The 19,422-nt window shown below is 75.4% G+C and carries 20 protein-coding genes; 9 read left to right on the top strand and 11 right to left on the bottom strand.

Going from position 1 to position 19,422, the window contains the following annotated elements; translation table 11 throughout:
- Positions 1-76: 76 nt before the first annotated feature.
- Positions 77-946 (top strand): Fpg/Nei family DNA glycosylase, encoded by an 870-nt coding sequence (locus FHX36_RS14475; RefSeq protein WP_110553758.1) that lies wholly within the window; start codon positions 77-79, stop codon positions 944-946.
- 36 nt (positions 947-982) lie between these two features.
- On the opposite strand, the gene FHX36_RS14470 is transcribed toward FHX36_RS14475, so the two are convergent.
- Positions 983-1,795: a hypothetical protein gene (locus tag FHX36_RS14470; RefSeq protein WP_246405489.1), complete on the bottom strand. Its 813-nt coding sequence runs from the start codon at positions 1,793-1,795 to the stop codon at positions 983-985.
- 89 nt (positions 1,796-1,884) lie between these two features.
- On the opposite strand from FHX36_RS14470, the gene FHX36_RS14465 reads away from it, so the two are divergent.
- On the top strand, positions 1,885-2,562 hold the full coding sequence (locus tag FHX36_RS14465; protein WP_110553757.1) for an HAD family hydrolase: 678 nt from the start codon (positions 1,885-1,887) through the stop codon (positions 2,560-2,562).
- Here the strand turns inward: FHX36_RS14465 and FHX36_RS14460 are convergent.
- Together FHX36_RS14460 and FHX36_RS14455 are read right to left on the bottom strand one after the other, a co-directional pair.
- Positions 2,546-3,739: an MBL fold metallo-hydrolase gene (locus tag FHX36_RS14460; protein WP_110553755.1), complete on the bottom strand. Its 1,194-nt coding sequence runs from the start codon at positions 3,737-3,739 to the stop codon at positions 2,546-2,548. The genes FHX36_RS14465 and FHX36_RS14460 overlap by 17 nt on opposite strands.
- A 49-nt stretch (positions 3,740-3,788) precedes the next feature.
- Positions 3,789-4,799 carry an ABC transporter substrate-binding protein gene (locus tag FHX36_RS14455; RefSeq protein WP_220036056.1) on the bottom strand — a complete coding sequence of 337 codons (1,011 nt, stop codon included), beginning with the start codon at positions 4,797-4,799 and terminating at the stop codon, positions 3,789-3,791.
- Between the two features lie 117 nt (positions 4,800-4,916).
- On the opposite strand from FHX36_RS14455, the gene FHX36_RS14450 reads away from it, so the two are divergent.
- Complete coding sequence (locus FHX36_RS14450) at positions 4,917-5,708, top strand: helix-turn-helix domain-containing protein (RefSeq protein ID WP_183513848.1); 792 nt, start codon at positions 4,917-4,919, stop codon at positions 5,706-5,708.
- A 37-nt stretch (positions 5,709-5,745) separates the two neighbouring features.
- On the opposite strand, the gene FHX36_RS14445 is transcribed toward FHX36_RS14450, so the two are convergent.
- Together FHX36_RS14445 and FHX36_RS14440 are read right to left on the bottom strand one after the other, a co-directional pair.
- Entirely contained in the window at positions 5,746-8,205 is a 2,460-nt protein-coding gene (locus tag FHX36_RS14445; protein ID WP_183513846.1) for an FtsX-like permease family protein, read from the bottom strand.
- A 14-nt stretch (positions 8,206-8,219) separates the two neighbouring features.
- A complete protein-coding gene (locus tag FHX36_RS14440) occupies positions 8,220-8,993 on the bottom strand; it encodes an ABC transporter ATP-binding protein (RefSeq protein ID WP_220035926.1) in 774 nt (257 codons plus the stop codon).
- Positions 8,994-9,139: 146 nt separating this feature from the next.
- On the opposite strand from FHX36_RS14440, the gene FHX36_RS14435 reads away from it, so the two are divergent.
- On the top strand, positions 9,140-9,565 hold the full coding sequence (locus tag FHX36_RS14435; protein WP_110552070.1) for a hypothetical protein: 426 nt from the start codon (positions 9,140-9,142) through the stop codon (positions 9,563-9,565).
- 2 nt (positions 9,566-9,567) lie between these two features.
- The gene (locus FHX36_RS14430; protein WP_110552069.1) at positions 9,568-10,044 is read left to right on the top strand and encodes a hypothetical protein; all 477 of its coding nucleotides are present in this window, start codon (positions 9,568-9,570) and stop codon (positions 10,042-10,044) included.
- Between the two features lies 1 nt (position 10,045).
- Here FHX36_RS14430 and FHX36_RS14425 read toward each other — a convergent pair whose 3' ends face one another.
- The gene (locus FHX36_RS14425; RefSeq protein WP_110552068.1) at positions 10,046-10,756 is read right to left on the bottom strand and encodes a response regulator; all 711 of its coding nucleotides are present in this window, start codon (positions 10,754-10,756) and stop codon (positions 10,046-10,048) included.
- The gene (locus FHX36_RS14420) at positions 10,753-11,937 is read right to left on the bottom strand and encodes a sensor histidine kinase (RefSeq protein WP_110552067.1); all 1,185 of its coding nucleotides are present in this window, start codon (positions 11,935-11,937) and stop codon (positions 10,753-10,755) included. The genes FHX36_RS14425 and FHX36_RS14420 overlap by 4 nt, the downstream gene beginning before the upstream one ends.
- A 96-nt stretch (positions 11,938-12,033) precedes the next feature.
- Here FHX36_RS14420 and FHX36_RS14415 point away from each other — a divergent pair, with 96 nt between their 5' ends.
- Both FHX36_RS14415 and FHX36_RS14410 read left to right on the top strand, forming a co-directional pair.
- On the top strand, positions 12,034-12,498 hold the full coding sequence (locus FHX36_RS14415) for a GNAT family N-acetyltransferase (RefSeq protein ID WP_110552066.1): 465 nt from the start codon (positions 12,034-12,036) through the stop codon (positions 12,496-12,498).
- Positions 12,495-13,721: an MFS transporter gene (locus FHX36_RS14410; RefSeq protein WP_110552065.1), complete on the top strand. Its 1,227-nt coding sequence runs from the start codon at positions 12,495-12,497 to the stop codon at positions 13,719-13,721. Before FHX36_RS14415 ends, FHX36_RS14410 begins: the two co-directional genes overlap by 4 nt.
- 231 nt (positions 13,722-13,952) lie before the next feature.
- Here the strand turns inward: FHX36_RS14410 and FHX36_RS14405 are convergent, their stop codons facing one another.
- Together FHX36_RS14405 and FHX36_RS14400 are read right to left on the bottom strand one after the other, a co-directional pair.
- Complete coding sequence (locus FHX36_RS14405; RefSeq protein WP_110552064.1) at positions 13,953-14,405, bottom strand: universal stress protein; 453 nt, start codon at positions 14,403-14,405, stop codon at positions 13,953-13,955.
- Between the two features lie 42 nt (positions 14,406-14,447).
- Positions 14,448-15,812, bottom strand: coding sequence for a Rieske 2Fe-2S domain-containing protein (locus FHX36_RS14400; RefSeq protein WP_110552063.1), 1,365 nt, complete (start codon positions 15,810-15,812; stop codon positions 14,448-14,450).
- A 168-nt stretch (positions 15,813-15,980) separates the two neighbouring features.
- Between FHX36_RS14400 and FHX36_RS14395 the strand changes: the two genes are divergently transcribed.
- Both FHX36_RS14395 and FHX36_RS14390 read left to right on the top strand, forming a co-directional pair.
- On the top strand, positions 15,981-16,355 hold the full coding sequence (locus tag FHX36_RS14395) for a DUF485 domain-containing protein (protein WP_110552062.1): 375 nt from the start codon (positions 15,981-15,983) through the stop codon (positions 16,353-16,355).
- Complete coding sequence (locus tag FHX36_RS14390) at positions 16,348-17,985, top strand: solute symporter family protein (RefSeq protein ID WP_181428752.1); 1,638 nt, start codon at positions 16,348-16,350, stop codon at positions 17,983-17,985. The genes FHX36_RS14395 and FHX36_RS14390 overlap by 8 nt, the downstream gene beginning before the upstream one ends.
- Before the next feature lie 109 nt (positions 17,986-18,094).
- Here the strand turns inward: FHX36_RS14390 and FHX36_RS14385 are convergent, their stop codons facing one another.
- Both FHX36_RS14385 and FHX36_RS14380 read right to left on the bottom strand, forming a co-directional pair.
- Positions 18,095-18,394, bottom strand: coding sequence for a hypothetical protein (locus FHX36_RS14385; protein WP_258372704.1), 300 nt, complete (start codon positions 18,392-18,394; stop codon positions 18,095-18,097).
- Between the two features lie 132 nt (positions 18,395-18,526).
- Positions 18,527-19,390 carry a manganese catalase gene (locus FHX36_RS14380; protein WP_110552061.1) on the bottom strand — a complete coding sequence of 288 codons (864 nt, stop codon included), beginning with the start codon at positions 19,388-19,390 and terminating at the stop codon, positions 18,527-18,529.
- Positions 19,391-19,422 lie beyond the last annotated feature (32 nt).

The following is a 19,422-nucleotide window of genomic DNA, read 5'->3' as shown; positions in this document are numbered from 1 at the left end:
TGCGCGGCGACCGGAGATGGCCATGTTCGCCCTTCGGGGTGGGGCGCAGCGGCCCCCGGGCGTGGATCATGGACGGATGCCCGAGTTGCCCGAGGTGGAGGCGCTGGCGGCGTTCCTCCGGGAGAACGCCGTCGGCCGCGTCGTCACGCGCGTCGACCTGGCCGCGGTCCAGGCGATCAAGACCTTCGACCCGCCGCTGTCCGCGCTGGCCGGCCTGGAGCTGACCGGCGCCTCCCGGCACGGCAAGTTCCTCGACCTGGACGTCTCCGGCCTGCACCTGGTGGTGCACCTGGCCCGGGCCGGCTGGCTGCACTGGCGCAAGGACCTGCCCACCGCGCCGCCCAAGCCGGGCAAGGGGCCGCTCGCGCTGCGGGTGCACCTGGAGGCGCGGGAGGGGGAGCTGCCCGAGGGCTTCGACCTCACCGAGCAGGGCACCCGCAAGGGGCTGGCGGTCTACGTCGTCCGGTCGCCGTCCGAGGTGCCCGGCATCGCCCGGCTCGGCCCGGACGCGCTGAGCGTGGACACCGAGCAGTTCGGCGCGCTGCTGGCCGGCCGGCACACCCAGCTCAAGGGCACGCTGACCGACCAGACCGTGCTGTCGGGCATCGGCAACGCCTACTCCGACGAGATCCTGCACGCCGCGCGGCTGTCGCCGTTCAAGATGGCGGACAAGGTCACCGACGAGGAGCTGCTCCGGTTGCACGCCGCGGTCCGCGAGACGCTGACCGGGGCGCTGGAGCGCCAGCTCGGCCAGCGGGCGGCGACGCTCAAGGGCGAGAAGCGGGCCGGGCTGCAGGTGCACGCCCGCACCGGTCTGCCCTGCCCGGTCTGCGGCGACACCGTCCGCGAGGTCTCCTTCGCCGACACCTCGCTGCAGTACTGCCCCACCTGCCAGACCGGGGGCAAGCCGCTGGCCGACCGGCGGATGTCCAAGCTGCTGCGCTAGACCGGGTGGGCGCCGCGCGCCCACCCGGCCGGTGCGTCAGACGGCGTCGAACCCGACGCGGTCGACCTTGCGGTGGTACCGGGCGCCCAGCGAGCCGCCGAGCACGGCGCCGACCAGCGTCGCGACCAGGACGGCGACCAGCGAGATGATGCCGGCGGTGGTCGCGGTGCCCTCGTCGACCGGGATGCGCGGCAGGTCGAGCTCGGCCAGCACGTTGTACTGCGAGCCGAAGACCAGCCCGGCCAGCGCGAGCAGGATGACGACCACCAGGCCGATCACCCACACCGCGATGCCCTGCTTGACGCCGTCGAAGCGGGCCATCCGGCCGGCCACGTAGCCGCCGGCCAGGTAGGCGAGGAACAGCGCCACCAGCAGCGCGATGCCGGCGCCCAGCCCGATGCCGGACGTCGCGGAGTCGGCCGCCTGCTCCGGGGAGTCGACGCTCTCGGAGAGGCCGAAGGCCAGGCCGCCGGCGGAGAGCAGCGCGATCAGGATGACCGCCATGCCGTTGGCCGACAGCCAGCCGAAGAACGCCGAGCCCCAGGAGACGCCGCCGAAGCGCTCCTTCTGCGCGGCGACGACCTGCTGGCGCTCGCCGCGACCCATGCCGCGGTGCCGGTCGGTGTCCGGGTCCAGCGCGGCGCCGGCCGGTGCGGCCGGGGGCACGGTGGTGGCCGGGGTCGTCGGGGTCCGGTCGACCGGGGTGTAGTCGGCGGCCGGCGCCTCGGCGCGGGGTGCGTCGGTGCGGACGGTGTCGGTGCGGGGGGTGCCGGTGGCCGCGTGGGCCCCGGCGCCGGTGCTGCCGATGGCCTGGGTCGGGTCGGACGAGCTGTCGCTGTGCGCTGCCATGTCGTTCCTCCTGGTGACCCGTTCTGGATCGTCGGCACAGAGTGCCCCTCCGGGGCGCCGTCCAACCGTCCGACGCGCACGATGGCGGGGTGCCCCTGGTGACCTTCGACCTGTTCAGCGCCCTGATCGACTCCCGGACGGGTGGTTCGGCCGCGTTCGCCGGCCTCGCCACGACGCACGGCTGGGACGTCGCGGGCACCGAGCTCTACGACGACTGGGACGCCCGCAACAAGGCGTCGCAGCAGGACGTGCCGCACGACGACGACGCCCCGTGGGTGCCCTTCGCCGAGCACTGCCGCCGGGCGCTGGCCGCCACCTACGCCGCCCGGGGGCTGGTCGCCGACCCCGCCGCGGACGTCGAGGTGCTGCTCGGCTCGCTGCCGCGGTGGCCGCTGTGGCCCGACGTCGAGGCCGCGCTGCCCGAGGTGGCCCGCACCCACCGGGTGGGGGTGCTGTCCAACGTGGACGACGAGCTGTTCCGCCGCACCCGGGCCGCCGCGCTGGTCGACGAGGACGCGGTGCTGACCAGCGAGCGGCTGCGCGCCTACAAGCCGCACCCCGAGCTCTACCTGCGGGCCCGCGGCGCCGGCGTCGACGTGCACGTGCCGGCCTCCGCCCGGGACACCCGTGGCGCGCTGGAGGCCGGGCTGGCCGTCGTCCGGGTGCGCCGGCCCGGCCACCGGGTCGACCCGGACGGCCCGCAGCCGGAGCGGGAGGTCGCCGACCTGGGTCAGCTGCCCGCCGTGCTGCTCAGCGCCGGGGGCTGACCCGGCGGAGCGGACCGGTCCGTCCCGCCTCGGGGGCGGCCGGTGCGGCGGCGTCGTCGGCCGAGCCGACCTCGGTCCACCAGTCGGTCAGCGGCGGCGGGGCGAGCACGTCGACCCGCTCGCCGGGCCGCGGGACGACGACCTGGACGTCACGGGTGCCGGCCGCGGCCAGCAGCCGCTGCACCGGCTCGGCCCAGCGGTGGAACGCCAGGTTGAACGTCGCCCAGTGGATCGGCATGAGCACCCGGCCGCCGAGGTCGCCGTGCGCGCGCACGGCCTCCTCGGGGTCCATGTGGATGGCGTGCCAGGCGTCGTTGTAGGCGCCGATGGGCTGCAGGGTGAGGTCGAAGGGCCCCAGCCGGGCGCCGATCCCGGCGAAGGCGGGGGTGTAGCCGGTGTCGCCGCCGAAGAAGACCCGGTGCCGCGGGCCGCTGACCACCCAGGACGACCACAGCGTGGTGTCCCGGGCGAAGAACCGGCCGGAGAAGTGGCGCGCCTCGGTGCAGGTCAGCGTCAGGCCGGCGACCGTCGTCGAGCCGTCCCAGTCCAGCTCGACGATCCGGTCCTCGGGCACGCCCCAGCCGCGCAGGTGCTCGCCGATGCCGATCGGGACGACGAACGGCGCCGACTGGCTGCCGATCAGCGCGCGCACCGTGGGCAGGTCGAGGTGGTCGTAGTGGTCGTGGCTGATCAGCACGGCGTCGACCGGCGGCAGCAGCTCGACCGGCACCGGCGGCTCGTGCAGCCGGGACGGCCCGATCAGCGGGGACGGCGACACCCGCTCACCCCACACCGGGTCGACCAGCACGCGGTGCCCGTCGACCTCCAGCAGCGCGCTGGAGTGGCCGAACCAGGTGACCGCCAGGTCGCCGGCCTGCTCGGGCAGCTCGGGGGAGACCAGCGGGATGGGACCGCCGGGCAGCCCCTTGTGCCGGTCCTCGTGCCACTGGCGGAGCAGCCCGTCCCGCGCGTTGGCCGGGGCCAGCGCCGGGGTCGGCAGGGTGTTGTGGAACTTGCCGCCGGAGAACTGCGGCGAGCCGGCGACGGTGGGGCGCAGGCGGCGCTGGCTGGCGCCCAGGGCCGTGGGCAGGCCCCACGCGGCCCGGGCGACCCAGCTCACGCCCCCGGCGAGGGCGGCGGCAGCGGTGACGGTGGCGGCACGGCGGAGGAACGGCACGCCCCCAGCATCCCCCGAACAGCTGTGCGCGCGCTCGGCCCCTCCCGGGTCAGTCCGCCGGGACGGTCGAGGGGGCACCGGCCACCGCTGCCTCCAGCAGCGGCACGAGCTCGTCGAGCACGTACGGCAGGCTCAGCAGGCTGGTGAAGTAGATGGCCCCGGCCAGCACCGGGCCGGTGAAGACGAGGTGGCCGCCCTGCACCGCCTCCAGCGCCCGGTAGACGCCGAGCTCCTCCAGCGCGGCCCGGTCGCCGTCGGCCTCGGTGCCCCAGATGAGCACGTCGGCGTCGTCGAGCACCGAGGCCTGCTCGAGCGGGACGAAGGCCTGGCCCTCGGTGGCGAACGCGTCCAGCGAGGCCGGCACGGTGAACCCGAGGTCGGTGAGGAAGGCCGTGGACAGCCCCTCCTGGTAGGCGATCAGGTCACCGTCGTAGACCGCGTTCTGCAGGAACGCAGCAGGCGTGCCGGCGAACTCCGGGTGCGCGGCCGCTGCGTCGGCGAACTGCCCCTGCACGTCGGCGATCAGCTCGCGGACCTCGGCCTCCTTGCCCATCGCGGTGCCGATGGCCAGCGCCTGGGTGTCCCACGGCTCGAAGTAGTCGTCGTCGGAGTGGGCGACGGTGGGGGCGATCTCCGACAGCTTCGCGTAGTCGTCCTCGGTGAGCCCGGCGTTCGTGGCGACGATGAGGTCGGGCTCCACCGCCGCGATCGCCTCGAACTGCAGCCCGTCGGCGCTGCTCAGCACGGTCGGCTCGGCGTCGCCCAGCTCGTCCTGCGCCCAGGGCCAGACGGCGTGGGGCTGCTCGCCGTACCAGTCGGTGATGCCCACCGGGACGACGCCGAGGGCCAGGACGGCGTCCTGCTCGGTGACCCCGGCGGTCACGATGCGGGTGGGCTCGGACTCCACCGTCGTCGTGCCGAAGGCGTGCTCGACGGTGACCGGGAAGACGCCGTCCCCGCCGGCGACCGCCGCGTCGGCGTCGTCGCCCTCCGAGGAGCAGGCGGTGAGGAGGGCGACGGCGACGACGAGGCCGAGCAGGCGGGCGGACGGGGACGGCACGGGACGACTCCAGGGCAGCGACGACGGAACCCGGTGAGGTTAGGCTGCCCTTGCTCGCTGCGGACACCAGCGGAGCGTTCCGGGTCGGACGGTCAGCGTCCAGGGAGGACGGTCGCGGTGACGCTCCTGGACGCCGGCCGGCAGGTGCCCCTGGTCGACCACGCCGGGTCCGCCGAGCACGAGGCGTGGACCTGCACCTTCGGCCCGGACGAGCCCGGCGGCTGGGGTGCGCACGTGCACGAGCAGCACCAGCTGGTGTGGACCGCGGCCGGCTCGGCGCGGGTGACGGCCGGCCGGCGGTCCTGGGTGCTGCCGGCGTCCCGGGCGCTGTTCGTGCCCGGGGGCGTGCCGCACGACGTCGTCCTGCGGGTGCCGGCGGCGCTGCACTGCCTCTACGTGTGGCCGGCCGCCTGCCCGCTGGGCTGGACCGAGCCCGCGCTGGTCACCGTGTCGCCGCTGCTGGCGGCGCTGCTGCGCAGCCTCGGCGGCCCCGGAGGAAGCAGCCCGGTGGCGGCGCAGGCTCGCGACGTCGTCTTCCACGAGCTGGCCGCCGCGCGGCTGCCCGACGACGGCCTGCCGGTGCCCACCGACAGCCGGGCCGCCTGGGTGGCCGCGCAGCTGGTGGAGCAGCCGGCCGACGAGACCCCGCTGGCCGGCTGGGCGCAGCGGCTGCGGGTGGGGGAGAGCACGCTCCGCCGCGCCTTCGTCGCCGGGACCGGGCTGCCCTTCTCCGAGTGGCGCAGCCGCGCCCGGCTGCAGGCGGCCCTGCCGCTGCTCGAGCGCGGGCTCCCGGTGGCGGCGGTCGCCCGGCAGGTCGGCTACGGCTCGGTCAACGGCTTCACCGCGGCCTTCCGCCGGCTGCACGGCAGCACGCCGGGCAGCTGGCGGCGGGCCGGCGGAGGGAGCTGACCCCCTCCGCCGAACCGGTACCGCCGCGCTGCCCCCGTCAGGCGGCGGCGATCGCCGCGACCGGTGGTGTCCGCGCCGCCCGGCGGGCCGGCAGGACCGAGGCCAGCAGCCCGGCCGCGGTGGCGACCACGACGATCGCGCCGATCTGCAGCCACGGCAGGCTGATCACCACCTCGTCGACCTCACCGCCGAGCGCCGACGAGACGCCGACGAGCCCGTAGGCGCTGCCGACCAGCACGCCGAGCACCGCGGCGACCCCGGCGACCAGCACCGCCTCCCAGGCCAGCAGCCCGCGGAGCTGGCCGCGGGTGAGGCCCAGGGCGCGCAGCAGGCCGCTCTCCTGGCGCCGCTCGACCACCGAGAGGGCCAGCGTGTTGCCCACCCCGATCAGCGCGATGAGCACGGCGACGCCCAGCAGCCCGGTGACGACCAGCAGCAGCACGTCGACCACCTGGTCGATGGCAGCCCGCTCGCTGGCCAGCCCGGTCACGAAGGCCGTCGGGACGGCGGCCCCGGACAGGTCGGTCACCTCGTCGATCACCGCGGCCTGGTCGGAGTCGTCGGCCAGCCGCATCCAGACGGTGTCCTCGGCCGCGTCCGGCACCAGGGCGCGCAGGTCCGCCTCGTTGAGCAGCGCGCTGTCGGAGTCGCCGCGCACCACCGTCAGCGTGCGCGACCGGTCGCCGGCGGTCAGCGTCACGCTGCCGCCCACCGACGTGCTCCAGCTCTCGCGCTGCCAGGTGGACAGGGCGACCTGACCGAGCTCGGGCAGCGTCGTGTCCGAGGTGGAGCGCAGCACCGGCAGCGCCGCCGCGGGCTGCACCCCGAGGACCCAGGTCTCCCAGCCGTCCGGGCCGGTGATCGTGCCCCCGGCCAGGGTGGTGGTGGCGACCACGCCGTCGGCCGACTCGAGCTGGCCCAGCAACGACGCCGGGAGCTCGGTCCCGTTGCCGTTGACCACCACGTCGGTGGGGTAGGCAGCGGCCAGCCCGGCCTGGGCGGTGGCCCGGGTGGAGGCCGCGCCGACCACCATCGCGCTGGTCAGCGTGACGCCGATGAGCAGCGCGGTCGCGGTCGCCGCCGTCCGGCGCGGGTTGCGGGTGGCGTTGCCGCTGGCCAGCCGAGCCGGCAGCCCTCCGACGCGGCTCACCAGCCGGCCGGCGGCCGCGACGACCGGCGGCAGCGCCCGCTGGGCGAGCAGCAGCCCGCCGAGGGCGCTGAGCACCCCGCCGGCCAGCGAGACCAGGATCTGCGAGCTCGCCACGCCGAGGGCCATCAGCGCGATGCCGGGCACCGCGAGCAGCAGCCCGACGACCAGCCGGGCCACGCCGCCGCGGGAGCGGAGCGGCGCGGGGTCGGTCGGCCGCAGCGCGGCGAGGGGGGCGACCCGGGTGGCGGCGCGTGCCGGAGCCAGCGCGGCGACCAGGGTGGTCAGGGTGCCGACGGCGAGCCCGACCAGCACGACGTAGACCGGCACCGACACCCCGGACAGCGGGATCGGCGAGTCGGTGGTGGCGACCAGCGCCGAGACGGCGGCGGACAGCCCGATCCCGGCGAGGACGCCGATGACCGAGGCGGCCAGCCCGGTGAGCACGGCCTCGCCGAGCACGCTGCGGCGCACCTGCCGGGCGGTGGCGCCGACGCAGCGCAGCAGCGCCAGGTCGCGGGTCCGCTGGGCCAGCAGCACGGCGAAGGTGTTGGCGATGACCAGGCCGGCGACCAGCACGGCGATGGTGGCGAACACCAGCAGGCCCGTGGTGAGCCAGGCGGCGTCCCCGGTCAAGGAGGCGACGGACTCGGTGGCCTGCTCGGTGCCGGTGCGGACGGTGGCGCCCGTGCCCGACAGCGCGCTGGTCACCTCGCCGGCCAGCGTGCCCGGGTCGGTGCCGGTCGTGCCGGCGATCCGCAGCTCGACCGGCTCCTGGGCGCCCCAGGCCTGCGCCTGGTCGGCGGTGACGAAGCCGCGGCCGAAGACGCCGGCGGTCGGGTCGCCGCGCAGGTCGACCACGCCGGTGACGGTGGCCTCGGTGGTCGAGGCGTTGCCGTCGTCGTCGTAGGTGGTGACCGACAGCTGGTCGCCGACGTCGGCGCCGACGCGCTCGCTGACCGCGATCTCGCCGGGCCGCACCGGCAGCGAGCCGGCGCTCAGCTGCTGCCAGCGCAGCTGCGGCTCGCCGGCCACCGAGTCGACCTGCAGGTACTGGGCGCCGCTGCGGTCGGGGACGACGGCCTGCACGGAGGTCTGCCAGCTCGGGTCGACCGCCTGGACGCCGTCCAGGGCGGTGAGCGCGTCGACCCGGTCGAGCAGCCCGCTGCCGCTGTCGGAGGTGACGACGACGTCGGTGTCGACGTACTGCGCGCCGGCGGCCTCGAGGACCGTGGCCTTCGTCGTCTCGTTGAGCACCAGGGTGGCGACCACGAAGCCGACGGCGATGACGATCGCCAGCGTGGAGGCGATCAGCCGGGGCAGGTGCGCCCGGATGCTCGCGAGGGTCACTGCGCGCATGGTGGTCAGGCCCCCAGTCCGCGCAGTGCGTTGATGATCGAGTCGGTCGTGGGCTGGTGGACCTCGCCGGCGAGCCGGCCGTCGGCCAGCAGCACCACGCGGTCGGCGTAGGCGGCGGCGACCGGGTCGTGGGTCACCATGACGACGGTCTGGCCGGTCTCCCGGACGCTGGAGCGCAGCAGGTCCAGCACCTCGGCGCCGGCGTGGGAGTCCAGGTTGCCGGTGGGCTCGTCGGCGAAGACGACGTCCGGGCGGGGGAGCAGGGCGCGGGCGACGGCCACCCGCTGCTGCTGGCCGCCGGAGAGCTCGTGCGGGCGGTGCTTGAGCCGGTCGCGCAGGCCCAGCCGGCCGATGACGGAGTCCATCCACGCGCGGTCCGGCCGCTGCCCGGCCAGCTGCATCGGCAGCAGCATGTTGTCCTGCGCGTCGAGCACCGGCAGCAGGTTGAACGACTGGAAGACGAAGCCGATCCGCTCGCGCCGCAGCTTGGTGAGCTGGTCGTCGCGCAGGCTGGTGAGCTCGGTGTCACCCAGCCAGACGGAGCCGGAGGTGGCGGCGTCGAGGCCGGCCAGGCAGTGCATCAGCGTGGACTTGCCCGACCCGGACGGCCCCATGATCGCGGTGAAGGCCCCGCGGTCGAAGGCGACGTCGACCCCGGCCAGGGCGTGCACCGCGGTCTCGCCGGAGCCGTAGGTCTTGCGCAGCTCGCTGGCGCGGACGGCGGCGGAGGAGAGCGACGCCGGGGGCTCACCCGGGACGGTCATGACGGGGACGGACACTGCGGCCTCCAGAGGCGGTGATCGGGACGTGATCACGTTCTCGCCGAGGGGCCTCCCCGCGCGTCGGAGCCCAGGGGGTTTCCGGCGTGGCCCCTGGTGCACCCGCAGGCTGACCTGGTCTCATCCCCCGGGCTGATGGGGGACCGATGGTGGAGCAGGTCGGGGACGCGCGGCAGCCGCAGGAGCCGCTCTGGGTGACGACGGTGCTGGTGCTGCTGACGGCGGGCTGGCTGCTGGGCACCCCGGTGCTGGCGCTGGGCACGGCGCTGGACACCTGGCACCTGTACGGGGAGCCGCCGGCACCCGCCGAGTACGCGACCGCCCAGCGGCACGCGGTGCTGACCACTGCGGTGGCCGCCGGGCTCCCGGGCCTCGCCTGGTGGCTCGCGGTGCGGTCGCAGCGGTCGGTCGCCCCGACGGTGTACGCGCTCGCCGCCGTCCTCGGGCTGGTCGGTGGGCTGGTGCTCTACGGGATGGTCTCGCCGGACGCCCCCGACGCCCCGGTGCGCGACGACGGGCCGCGGGTGTGCCAGGAGCACAGCGGCGGCGACGCCACCTGCCCCGGCGGCTGACCGTGTTCGAGTGGACCGAGGACGTACCCCGGGCGGTCCGGACACCCGACCGCCCGGCCCGGAGGCCGGCCGGCTGGTCCACCGCCGCGCTGGTCCTGGTCGTGGTCGTCTGGCTGGTGCTGACCGGCTGGCAGTGGCTGCAGTGGGCGGGCGCCGCCACGGACCTCGCCACACCGGACCTCTTCGACATCTGGCCGGACTCGTCCGCGCCACCCGGGCCCGACCCCGCGCGCGCCGAGGCGCAGCAGCACGCCCGGCTGGCCACGCTGCTCGGCGCGGTGCCGCCCGGGCTGGGCCTGCTGCTCGCCCTGGCCTGCCGTCGGACGCTCGCGGCGGTCGTCCTCGGCGCTGGCGCGGTGCTCGGCCTGTGCCTCGGGCTGTGGATGCACGGGGTGGTCACCCCGGAGGCACCCGAGCCCCCGGGGCCGCGGGTGTGCCAGGAGCACAGCGGCGGCGACACCACCTGCCCCGGCGGGTGAGTCAGGCGGGGGCGTCGCGGAGCAGGTCGGCCGGGGCGACCAGGCCGGTGCGGTAGGCCAGCACCACGGCCTGCACCCGGTCCCGGGAGCCGGTCTTGGCCAGCACCCGGCCGACGTGCGTCTTCACCGTCGCCTCGCTGACGAACAGCTGGGAGGCGATCTCGGTGTTGCTGGCGCCGTAGGCCATCTGCACCAGCACCTCCTTCTCCCGCGGCGTCAGCTCGGCGAGCGCGCCGGGGTCGGCCTGCGTCGTGCCGGCCGGGCCACCGGCGCCGCGGAGCATCGGTGCGACGTGCTGCAGCAGCCGGCGGGTGGAGCTGGCCGCGATCACCGAGTCGCCGGCGTGCACGGTGCGCACCGCGTCGAGCATCTCCTCCGGCGGGGCGTCCTTGAGCAGGAAGCCGCTGGCCCCGGCCCCGATCGCCGCGACGACGTACTCGTCGAGGTCGAAGGTGGTGAGGACGACGACCCGCGGCGGATCGGGCAGCGCGGTCACCTGCGCGGTCGCGGCGATGCCGTCGGTGCCGGGCATGCGGACGTCCATCAGCACGACGTCGGCCGGCGTCCGGCGCAGCAGGTCGACCGCCGCCCCGCCGTCCCCGGCCTCGCCGACGACGGTGAGGTCGGGCTGGGAGTCGATCACCATCCGGAAACCGGCGCGGACGAGCTGCTGGTCGTCGACGAGGACGACGCGGATCTGGCCGGTGTTCATCGCTGGGGACCGTAGGGCAGGTGGGCCTGGACGCCGAACCCGCCACCCTCGCGGGGCGCGGCGGTCAGCCGGCCGCCGTGCAGCGCCGCGCGCTCGCGCATGCCCAGCAGCCCCTGCCCCTGGCCGTCGGACTCCGCGATGGCCGCCGAGGCGCCCCGGCCGTCGTCCAGCACGGCCAGCTCGAGCCCGTCGGCCCGCCAGTGCAGCCGCACCCAGGCCCGCCCGGCCGGACCGGCGTGCTTGAGCACGTTGGTGAGCGACTCCTGCACGATCCGGTAGGCGGCGAGCTGGGCACCGGCCGGCATCGGCCGCTGGCTGCCCTCGACGATCAGGTCGACGTCCAGGCCGCTGGCGCGCACGTCGGCGACCAGCTGGTCGATCGCGGCGACGTCGGGCTGCGGGGCGAACTCCTGCCCGTCGCCCTCGCGCAGCACGCCCAGCAGCTTGCGCATGTCGGTGAGGGCCTGCCGGCCGGTCGCCGAGATCGCCTCCAGCGCGCCGGTGGCCGCGGCCGGGTCGTGCTGCCCGGCGTAGCGGCCGCCGTCGGCCTGGGCGATGACGACCGACAGCGAGTGGGCCACGACGTCGTGCAGCTCGCGGGCGATGCGGGCCCGCTCCGTCGACGCCGCCAGCTGCATCTCCTGCTCCCGCTCCAGCTCCAGCAGGCGGGCCCGCTCCTGCAGCGAGGCGACCTGCTGCAGCCGCGCCCGGCGCAGGTCGCCCAGCGCCCAGGAGGCGATCACCAGCACGCCGATGGCCACCGCGGAGGTGACGAACGTGATCCCGTCGCTGCTGCTGAAGTAGGCGCCGGAGGCCAGGACGGCGCCGAGCAGCCCGACGCCGAGCCCCGCCCGGCTGGCCCAGCGGGGCGCGTAGGCGGCCAGCGCGTAGACCATCACCGGGGCGGAGACGTTGGCCGGCAGGAACTCCGTGCCGACGACCAGCTCGAACAGCGAGACGCCGACGACGACGGCGGCGGCGCGCACCGGGCGGCGCCGCCGCCAGGCCAGCGGCACGACCAGCGCCATGCCCAGCACGAAGTCCAGGCCGCCGTTGGCGCTGTAGCTGCCCGCCGGCGCGATCACCAGCACCAGCGCGGCCAGCGCGGCGGCGCTCACGTCGACGCCGAAGGGGTGCTGCCGGAGCCACGTCGCCGCGCGTTCGAGCAGCGGCTGGTCCATGCTGCCGACCCTAGGAGCCGGTCGGCCGCGCGTCGTCGTCCTGAGGGGTGAACCGCGTGTCCGCCCGCGGGATGAGGTGCCCGGTACGGTCCGCCGGTGGACCTGGGGATCGCGCCGTTCACCCGCGAGGACGGCGGAGAGCTGCTCACCCTCCAGCGGGCCGCCTTCGTCACCGAGGCCCAGCTCTACGGCGACCCCCGGCTGCCGGCCCTGGTCGAGACGCTGCCCGAGCTGCTCGCCGCGGTGCAGCGGGGGCCGACCCTGGTCGCGCGCAGCGGCCCGCGCCTGGTCGGTTCGGTGCGCGCCCGGGTCGCCGACGGCGTGCTGCACGTCGGCCGGCTGGTCGTCGCGCCTGACCAGCAGGGGCAGGGCATCGGCGCCGCCCTGCTGGCAGCCGTCGAGCGGGCCGCCGGGCCCGGCGTGGACACCGCGGCGCTGTTCACCGGCCACCGCAGCGCGGGCAACCTGCGGCTCTACGCCCGGGCCGGGTACGTCGAGCAGCGCCGCCAGCGGGTGGACGACGAGCTGACCTTCGTGCACCTGGCCAAGCCGCTGCGGTGAGCGCACCCCTCGGCCCGGCCTTCTGGCAGCTCTACGCGGCCAGCTCGGCGTCGAACCTGGCCGACGGCGTCAACCGGGTGGCGCTCCCGCTGCTGGCCACCACGCTCACCCGCGACCCGGTGCTGATCGCGGCGCTGACCTCGCTGGCCTTCCTGCCCTGGCTGCTGTTCGCGCTGCCCGCCGGGGCCGTCGTCGACCGGGTCGACCGGAAGCGGGCGATGGCCGGCGCCAACGCCGTCCGGGCCGTCGCGCTCGGCGGGCTGGCGGTCACCGCGCTGACCGGGACGGCGTCGCTCGTCGTCCTCTACGCCGTCGCCTTCTCGGTCGGGGTGGCCGAGACCGTCTACGACAGCGCCGCCCGGGCGGTGCTGCCGCAGGTGGTGCGCCGCGACCAGCTCGACCGGGGCAACGGGCTGCTGACCACGGCCGAGGAGGCGAGCCAGGGGTTCCTCGGCGCGCCGCTGGGCTCGGTGCTGTTCGCGCTGGCCGCCGCGGCGCCGCTGCTGACCACCGCCGGTGGGTTCCTGCTGGCCGCCCTGCTGGTGCTCGGGATCGCCGGGGTGCACCGGCCCGCCCGCGCCCCCGGGCCGCGCACCACCATCCGCCGGGACGTCGCGGAGGGCGTCGGCTGGCTGTGGCGGCACCGCTTCCTGCGCGGCCTGACCCTGGTGTCGGCCAGCACGTCGCTGGTGCAGTCGATGACCACCGGCGTCCTGGTGCTGTTCGCCCTGGAGGACCTCGGGATCGGTGAGGCGGGGTACGGGCTGCTGCTCACCGCGGCCGGTGTCGGTGCGGTCGTCGGCGGGCTCCTCGCCGCGCCGCTCGCCCGCCGGATCGGGCGCACCGCGACGCTGGTCGCCGGCGCCGTGCTCAGCGCGCTCGCCCTCGGCTCGATCGCGTTCACCGGGAACGCGCTGGTCGCCGGGGTGCTGTTCGGGCTGGAGACGGCCGGGGTGCTGTTCTGGAACGTGCTGACCATGTCGCTGCGCCAGGCGCTCATCCCCGAGGAGCTGTTCGGCCGGGTGCAGGGCGGCTACCGCACCCTGGTCTGGGGCGGGATCCCGCTCGGCGCGCTGGTCGGCGGGGTGCTGGCCGACGCCACGGCCGTGCGGACCGTCTTCGCCGTCGCCGGGGCGTGCCTGCTGCTGCTCGCCGGGGTGCTGTGGCGGCTGCTGGTGGTGCACCGCGGGCTGGTCGCCGGCGCCTTCGACGACGACGACTGAGCAGTTCGGGTCACCCCGAGCGGCGTGTCCGTGCGGGTCGGCGACCCCAACTGCCCACTCGACCAGCGGCGCTCACGGAACGACTGCACTGGTCCCGTTCCGCCCCCGCTCCTCGGTCGCTGGCGCTCCCTGCGATGCTCACGGCGGCGTCACGGGACGACTGCACTGGTCCCGTTCCGCCCCCGCTCCGCTCCTCGGTCGCTGGCGCTCCCTGCGATGCTCACGGCGGCGTCACGGGACGACGGTCACCGGCCAGCGGCCGACCCGCACCAGCCGCACCGCCACCGAGCCGACCACCCGGTGCCCGGCCTGTTCTGACGCCCCCACCAGGACGGCGTCGGCCGGCAGCGCGTCGGCGATCCGGGTCAGCTCGGCCACCGGGTCGCCGTGCACCGTGCGGTACTCCGCCTCGATGCCCAGCTCGTCGGCCCGCTCGGTGAGCTGGCGCAGCTCGGCGTCCACCGCGGCCGAGGCCTCCCGGGCCGCGACCTCGGCAGCCGGCACCCAGCCGGCCATCGGCGTGGTCGCCCCGGTGACGTAGACCGCGACCAGCCGGGAGTGCTGCCGGCGGGCCAGCCCGGCCGCGTAGGCGGCGGCCCGCAGCGACGTCGGTGAGCCGTCCACGCCGACGAGGATGACGCGGGGGCCGTCGGTGCCCCGCTCGAAGGCTCCTGGTGCGGTCACGTGCCGATCGTCCTCCGCGCCCGCCGGGCACCGGGACCAGGGTCAGGCCGAGGCCCGCTGCTGCAGCGCGGTGGCCTGGTCGGCGGCGGCGCAGTCGGCGGCGAGGTCGGCCAGCGCCCGGCGCAGCGCCACCCCCAGCCGGTCGGCCGGGACGTGCAGCTCGTCGCGGAGCAGCAGCGGCAGGCCGGTGCTGCCCATGGCGGCCTGCTGGGCGAGGTCCTCGGCCAGCACGGCCTGCTGGAGCGCGACCTCCGCGGCGACCACGTCCGGCGGCACGACCGCCGCGCCGCCGGTCCCGCGCAGCAGCACGCAGGTGTAGACCCGCGTCGAGTCGGCGTCCTCGGGCTGGAGCAGGAACAGGACGGTCCGCACCGCGCCGCCGTCCAGCTCCTCGACCCGCTGCAGCAGCTGGAACGGTGCGCGGTAGCGGTAGGTGGCCCGGCGCAGCGGGTTCCCGCCGGTGCCCGCCTCGGGGTCGTCGGACAACTGCTTCTGCACGCCGCGGAAGCCGCCGGGCTCGGGGGTGACCTCGGGGCCGGGCACCTCCTCGCCCGCCGCGGCGCCGGCGGTGCCGGCGTGCACGAACGGGACGTGCGCCGCGTCGAGGAAGGCGTCGGCGAGCAGCCCGGCGGGCGCGGTCGTGCGGGCCGGCCGCAGCCACCCGGCGGTGAACCGGGCGTCGGTCGTCTCCGGCACCTCGAGCAGCTCGTCGCGGGGCTCGGCCGGGGCGATCCAGATCAGCCCGTGCCGCTCGGTGACGCCCCAGGCCGGCGGGTCGGCCGCCAGCACGCCCGCGCGCCGGTGCACCGTCCAGTTCCGGCCGAGCAGCCGGGCCTGCAGGTAGCCCCCCTCGTGCAGCTCGGCGGAGAGCGCCACCGGGTGCCAGGCGTGCTCGAGTGCCGGGTCGAGGTTGCCGAACACCGGCCCGGCGGGCGGCGCGGGAGCGGGCACCGGCTCGGGGACCGGTGCGGCCACCCGCGGGGGCCGGACGGCGGGCGTGCGCTCCGGGGCCAGCCAGACCCAGCCGTCGCGCTCCTCGACCGCCCAGGGTGCCGAGAGGTCGGCGCGCGGGGGCGGTGTGCCGTCCGCCCCCAGCGACGGGATGTGCACGCAGCGACCTTCGGCGTTGAACTGCCAGCCGTGGTAGCCGCACTGCAACCGGCCGTCGACGACGGTGGCCGTCGCCAGCGGCACCAGCCGGTGCGGGCAGCGGGCCGACAGCGCCGTCACCTCGGCGCCGGGCCGCAGCCGGACGACGACGTAGGCCTGCCCGCCGGCGCCGACGGGGACCGGCGTCGTGCCCACCTCGGCGGAGCGGGCCACCGGGTACCAGCCGGTCTCGGACCCCGGCTGCGCGGGGACGCGGTGCGGGCCGGTCCGGGCGGTGCTGGTCCTGGTCGAGGCCATGCACCCATGCCACCACCTCGCCGTTTCCCCGGCGTTGCACCTGCGTGGACGTCAGGGGTCGTTCGAAAGTCGCCGCGTAACTATCGGAACACGAGCTCTCCCCAATGCCGGTGGCGCACCCTATGGTGACCGCGATCACCACTCAGGCCACGCACAGAGAGGTGTCCCGTGACCCCACCGACCGACCGCAAGCTCCTGACCCCCGAGGAGTACCGCCAAGCGCAGGAGTCCCCGGAGTTCGCGGAGCTGCGCCGCCGGTTCCGCAGCTTCGCCGTCCCGATGACGGTGGCGTTCCTGGCCTGGTACCTGCTCTACGTCCTGCTCTCGACGTACGCCCACGACTTCATGTCCACGCAGGTCTTCGGCAACGTCAACATCGGGATCCTGCTGGGCCTCGGGCAGTTCGTGTCCACGTTCCTGATCACCCAGCTCTACGTCCGGCACGCCGGCAGGTCCACCGACCCGATCGCCGACGAGATGCGCAACCGCCTCGAGGCGCACGAGTTCGCCGACCCGCACCGCGAGGAGACCACCCGTGGCTGACCTGATCGCCGCCGACGCCGGCACCATCGGCGAGCCGGCCGTCAACATCTCGATCTTCGGCGCCTTCGTCCTGATCACCCTGGTCATCACGTTCAAGGCCAGCCGCAACAACAAGAGCGCGGCCGACTTCTACGCCGCCGGCCGCAACATCAGCGGCACCCAGAACGGCCTGGCGATCGCCGGCGACTACCTGTCGGCCGCCTCGTTCCTGGGCATCGCCGGCGCCATCGCCGTCTACGGCTACGACGGCTTCCTGTACTCGATCGGCTTCCTGGTCGCCTGGCTGGTGGCCCTGCTGCTCGTCGCCGAGCTGCTGCGCAACACCGCCCGGTTCACGATGGCCGACGTCCTGGCGTTCCGGATGCGGCAGGGCCCGGTGCGCACCGCGGCCGCCATCTCGACCCTGGTGGTCAGCCTCTTCTACCTGCTCGCGCAGATGGCCGGTGCGGGTGGCCTGGTCACCCTGCTGCTGGGTGTCAGCGGCGAGGCCGCGCAGGCCCTCGTGGTGGTCGTCGTCGGCGCGCTGATGATCTTCTACGTGCTCGTCGGCGGCATGCGCGGCACCACCTACGTGCAGGTCATCAAGGCCACGCTGCTCATCGCCGGCGCCTTCGTGATGACCGTGTGGGTGCTCGGCAAGTACGGGTTCAACCTGTCCTCGCTGATCGGCGGCGCGATCGACAACGGCGGTCAGGCGGTCGCCGAGCCCGGCGCCCAGTACGGCCTGACCAACGTGACCAAGCTCGACTTCATCAGCCTCGGGCTGGCCCTGGTGCTCGGCACCGCCGGCCTGCCGCACGTGCTGATGCGCTTCTACACGGTGCCGACGGCCAAGGACGCCCGTCGCTCGGTGGTCGTGGCCATCTGGCTGATCGGCATCTTCTACATCTTCAGCCTGGTCATCGGCTACGGCGCGGGTGCGCTCGTCGGGCGCGAGGAGATCCTCGCCGCGCCGGGTGCGGTCAACGCGGCGGCTCCGCTGCTCGCCTTCGAGCTGGGCGGCACGGCCCTGCTGGGGATCATCTCCGGCGTCGCGTTCGCCACCATCCTGGCCGTCGTCGCGGGCCTGACGATCACCGCGTCGGCGTCCTTCGCGCACGACATCTACGCCTCGGTGATCAAGAAGGGCAACGCCGCACCGGGCTCGGAGGTCAAGGTCGCCCGGATCGCCGCGATCGTGATCGGCGCCGTCGCCATCGGGCTGGGCATCCTGGCGCTCCAGGCGGGGCTGAACATCGCCTTCCTGGTGGCGCTGGCCTTCGCGGTGGCCGCGTCGGCGAACCTGCCGACCATCCTCTACACGCTCTTCTGGAAGAACTTCACCACCCAGGGCGCGCTGTGGTCGATCTACGGCGGGCTCATCGCCTGCGTCACGCTGATCATCTTCTCGCCGGTGGTGTCGGGTGCCCCGGTGAACCCGGCGACCGGGAAGAGCACCTCGCTCCTCCAGGACGTCGACTTCTCCTGGTTCCCGCTCAACAACCCGGGGCTGGTCTCCATCCCGCTGTCGTTCTTCCTCGGCTGGCTGGGCACCAAGCTCTCCAAGGAGCGCCCGGACGTCGGCAAGTACGCCGAGCTCGAGGTCCGGTCCCTCACCGGCATCGGCGCGGAGAAGGCCGTCCAGCACTAGGAGGACCCCGTCCTCCTCACCCCTCGCAGGCTCGGGGCGAGCCCCTGGACGGGGCCGAAGGGCAACGGCGCGAGGCGCGTCCCCCGTGGGGGGCGCGCCTCGCGGCGTGTCATGCGGCGGCGGGTTCCTCGGCGAGGACGACGTCCGGGGCCATCGCGTCGACGGCGACGGTCGCCGCCGCGACGGCCCCCAGGGTCGACCGGCGACGTCGGACGACGGAGCGGCTGACCAGGCCGGCGAGCACGGCGCAGCCGGCGAGGGCGTGCTGACCCGGGGCGGCCAGGGCGATGACGATCGCGGTGGCGTAGACGGCCGACAGCAGCACGGTGGCGACCGGGAGCCGGCCGGTCAGGTGCAGCGCGGGGACGTGCAGGGCGGGCAGGTGCGGGGCGGACACGGGCAGGTGCACGGCGGAGACCTCCAGCAGGTGATCGGGCGCCCGCCGGGCCGGCGTCCCAGGACCGCTCGCGAGCGGGTCGGGGGCGCCGGCACGGCGACGGCGACGGGGTGCCTCACGCGTGCGGACGCGCGAGGCGGCACCTCACTTGAGGGCGTCCTTGGCCTTCTGCAGGAGGCCGGTGATCTCGGTCTGCGGCGTGCCGTAGAGCCGCGGGTCGCCCGGCGGCAGGATCGGCGCGTCGGCCATCGCCTGGATCGGGGCGGCGCGGAACACGTTGTCCGTGCCGTCGAGCGCCGGGCCGCTGGCCCAGCGGCCGTTGGCGGCCTCGGGGCCGTCGGAGGCGTCGATGAAGGTGTAGGCGAACTCCGGCAGCTCCTCCTCCAGCGGGAACGCCTCCGGCACCGGCAGGCCCTCGAGCCCGTCCTCCTTGAGCTGCTCCATGGCGGCCAGCCACTGCTGCTGGTGGTAGTGGTCCCGGGTGAGCAGGAAGCGGAGCAGGTCCTTGACGCCGTGGTCGTCGGTCATGTTCCAGAGCCGGGCGACCTGCAGGCGGCCCTGCATCTCGGCGGTGGCGTTGTAGGAGAAGTCGGCCATCAGGTTGCCGCTGGCGGTGACGTACGCGCCGGTCCAGGGGTTGCCCATGCTGTCCATGTAGGACGCGCCGCCGCCGTTGACGATCGGGTGCTGCGGGTTGTGCTGGCCGTAGCCGGCCGCGGCCTCCTTGGTGCGGTCCGCCGCGTCGGGCTTGAGCGGCATGTGGTCCAGCAGCCGGTCGATGCAGGTCACGATCATCTCGACGTGGGCCAGCTCCTCGGTGCCGATGGCCAGGAGCAGGTCCTTGTACTTGCCGGGCAGGCGGCAGTTCCAGCCCTGCAGCAGGTACTGGGTGGCGACGGTCATCTCGCCCCACTGGCCGCCGAGCACCTCCTGCATCTTGCGGGCGAAGTCCGGGTCCGGGCCGTCGGGCTTGGCCTCGAACTGCAGGGCGTGGGTGTGCGTGAACACGGGCGTTCTCCCTCTGCGTCGTCGTCGTCGCC

The sequence above is a fragment of the Modestobacter versicolor genome, assembly GCF_014195485.1.
In the GTDB taxonomy this organism is placed as follows: Bacteria; Actinomycetota; Actinomycetes; order Mycobacteriales; family Geodermatophilaceae; genus Modestobacter; species Modestobacter versicolor.
The sequence above is the reverse complement of the archived record's forward strand: the minus strand, read 5'-3'. Positions and strand labels throughout refer to the sequence as shown.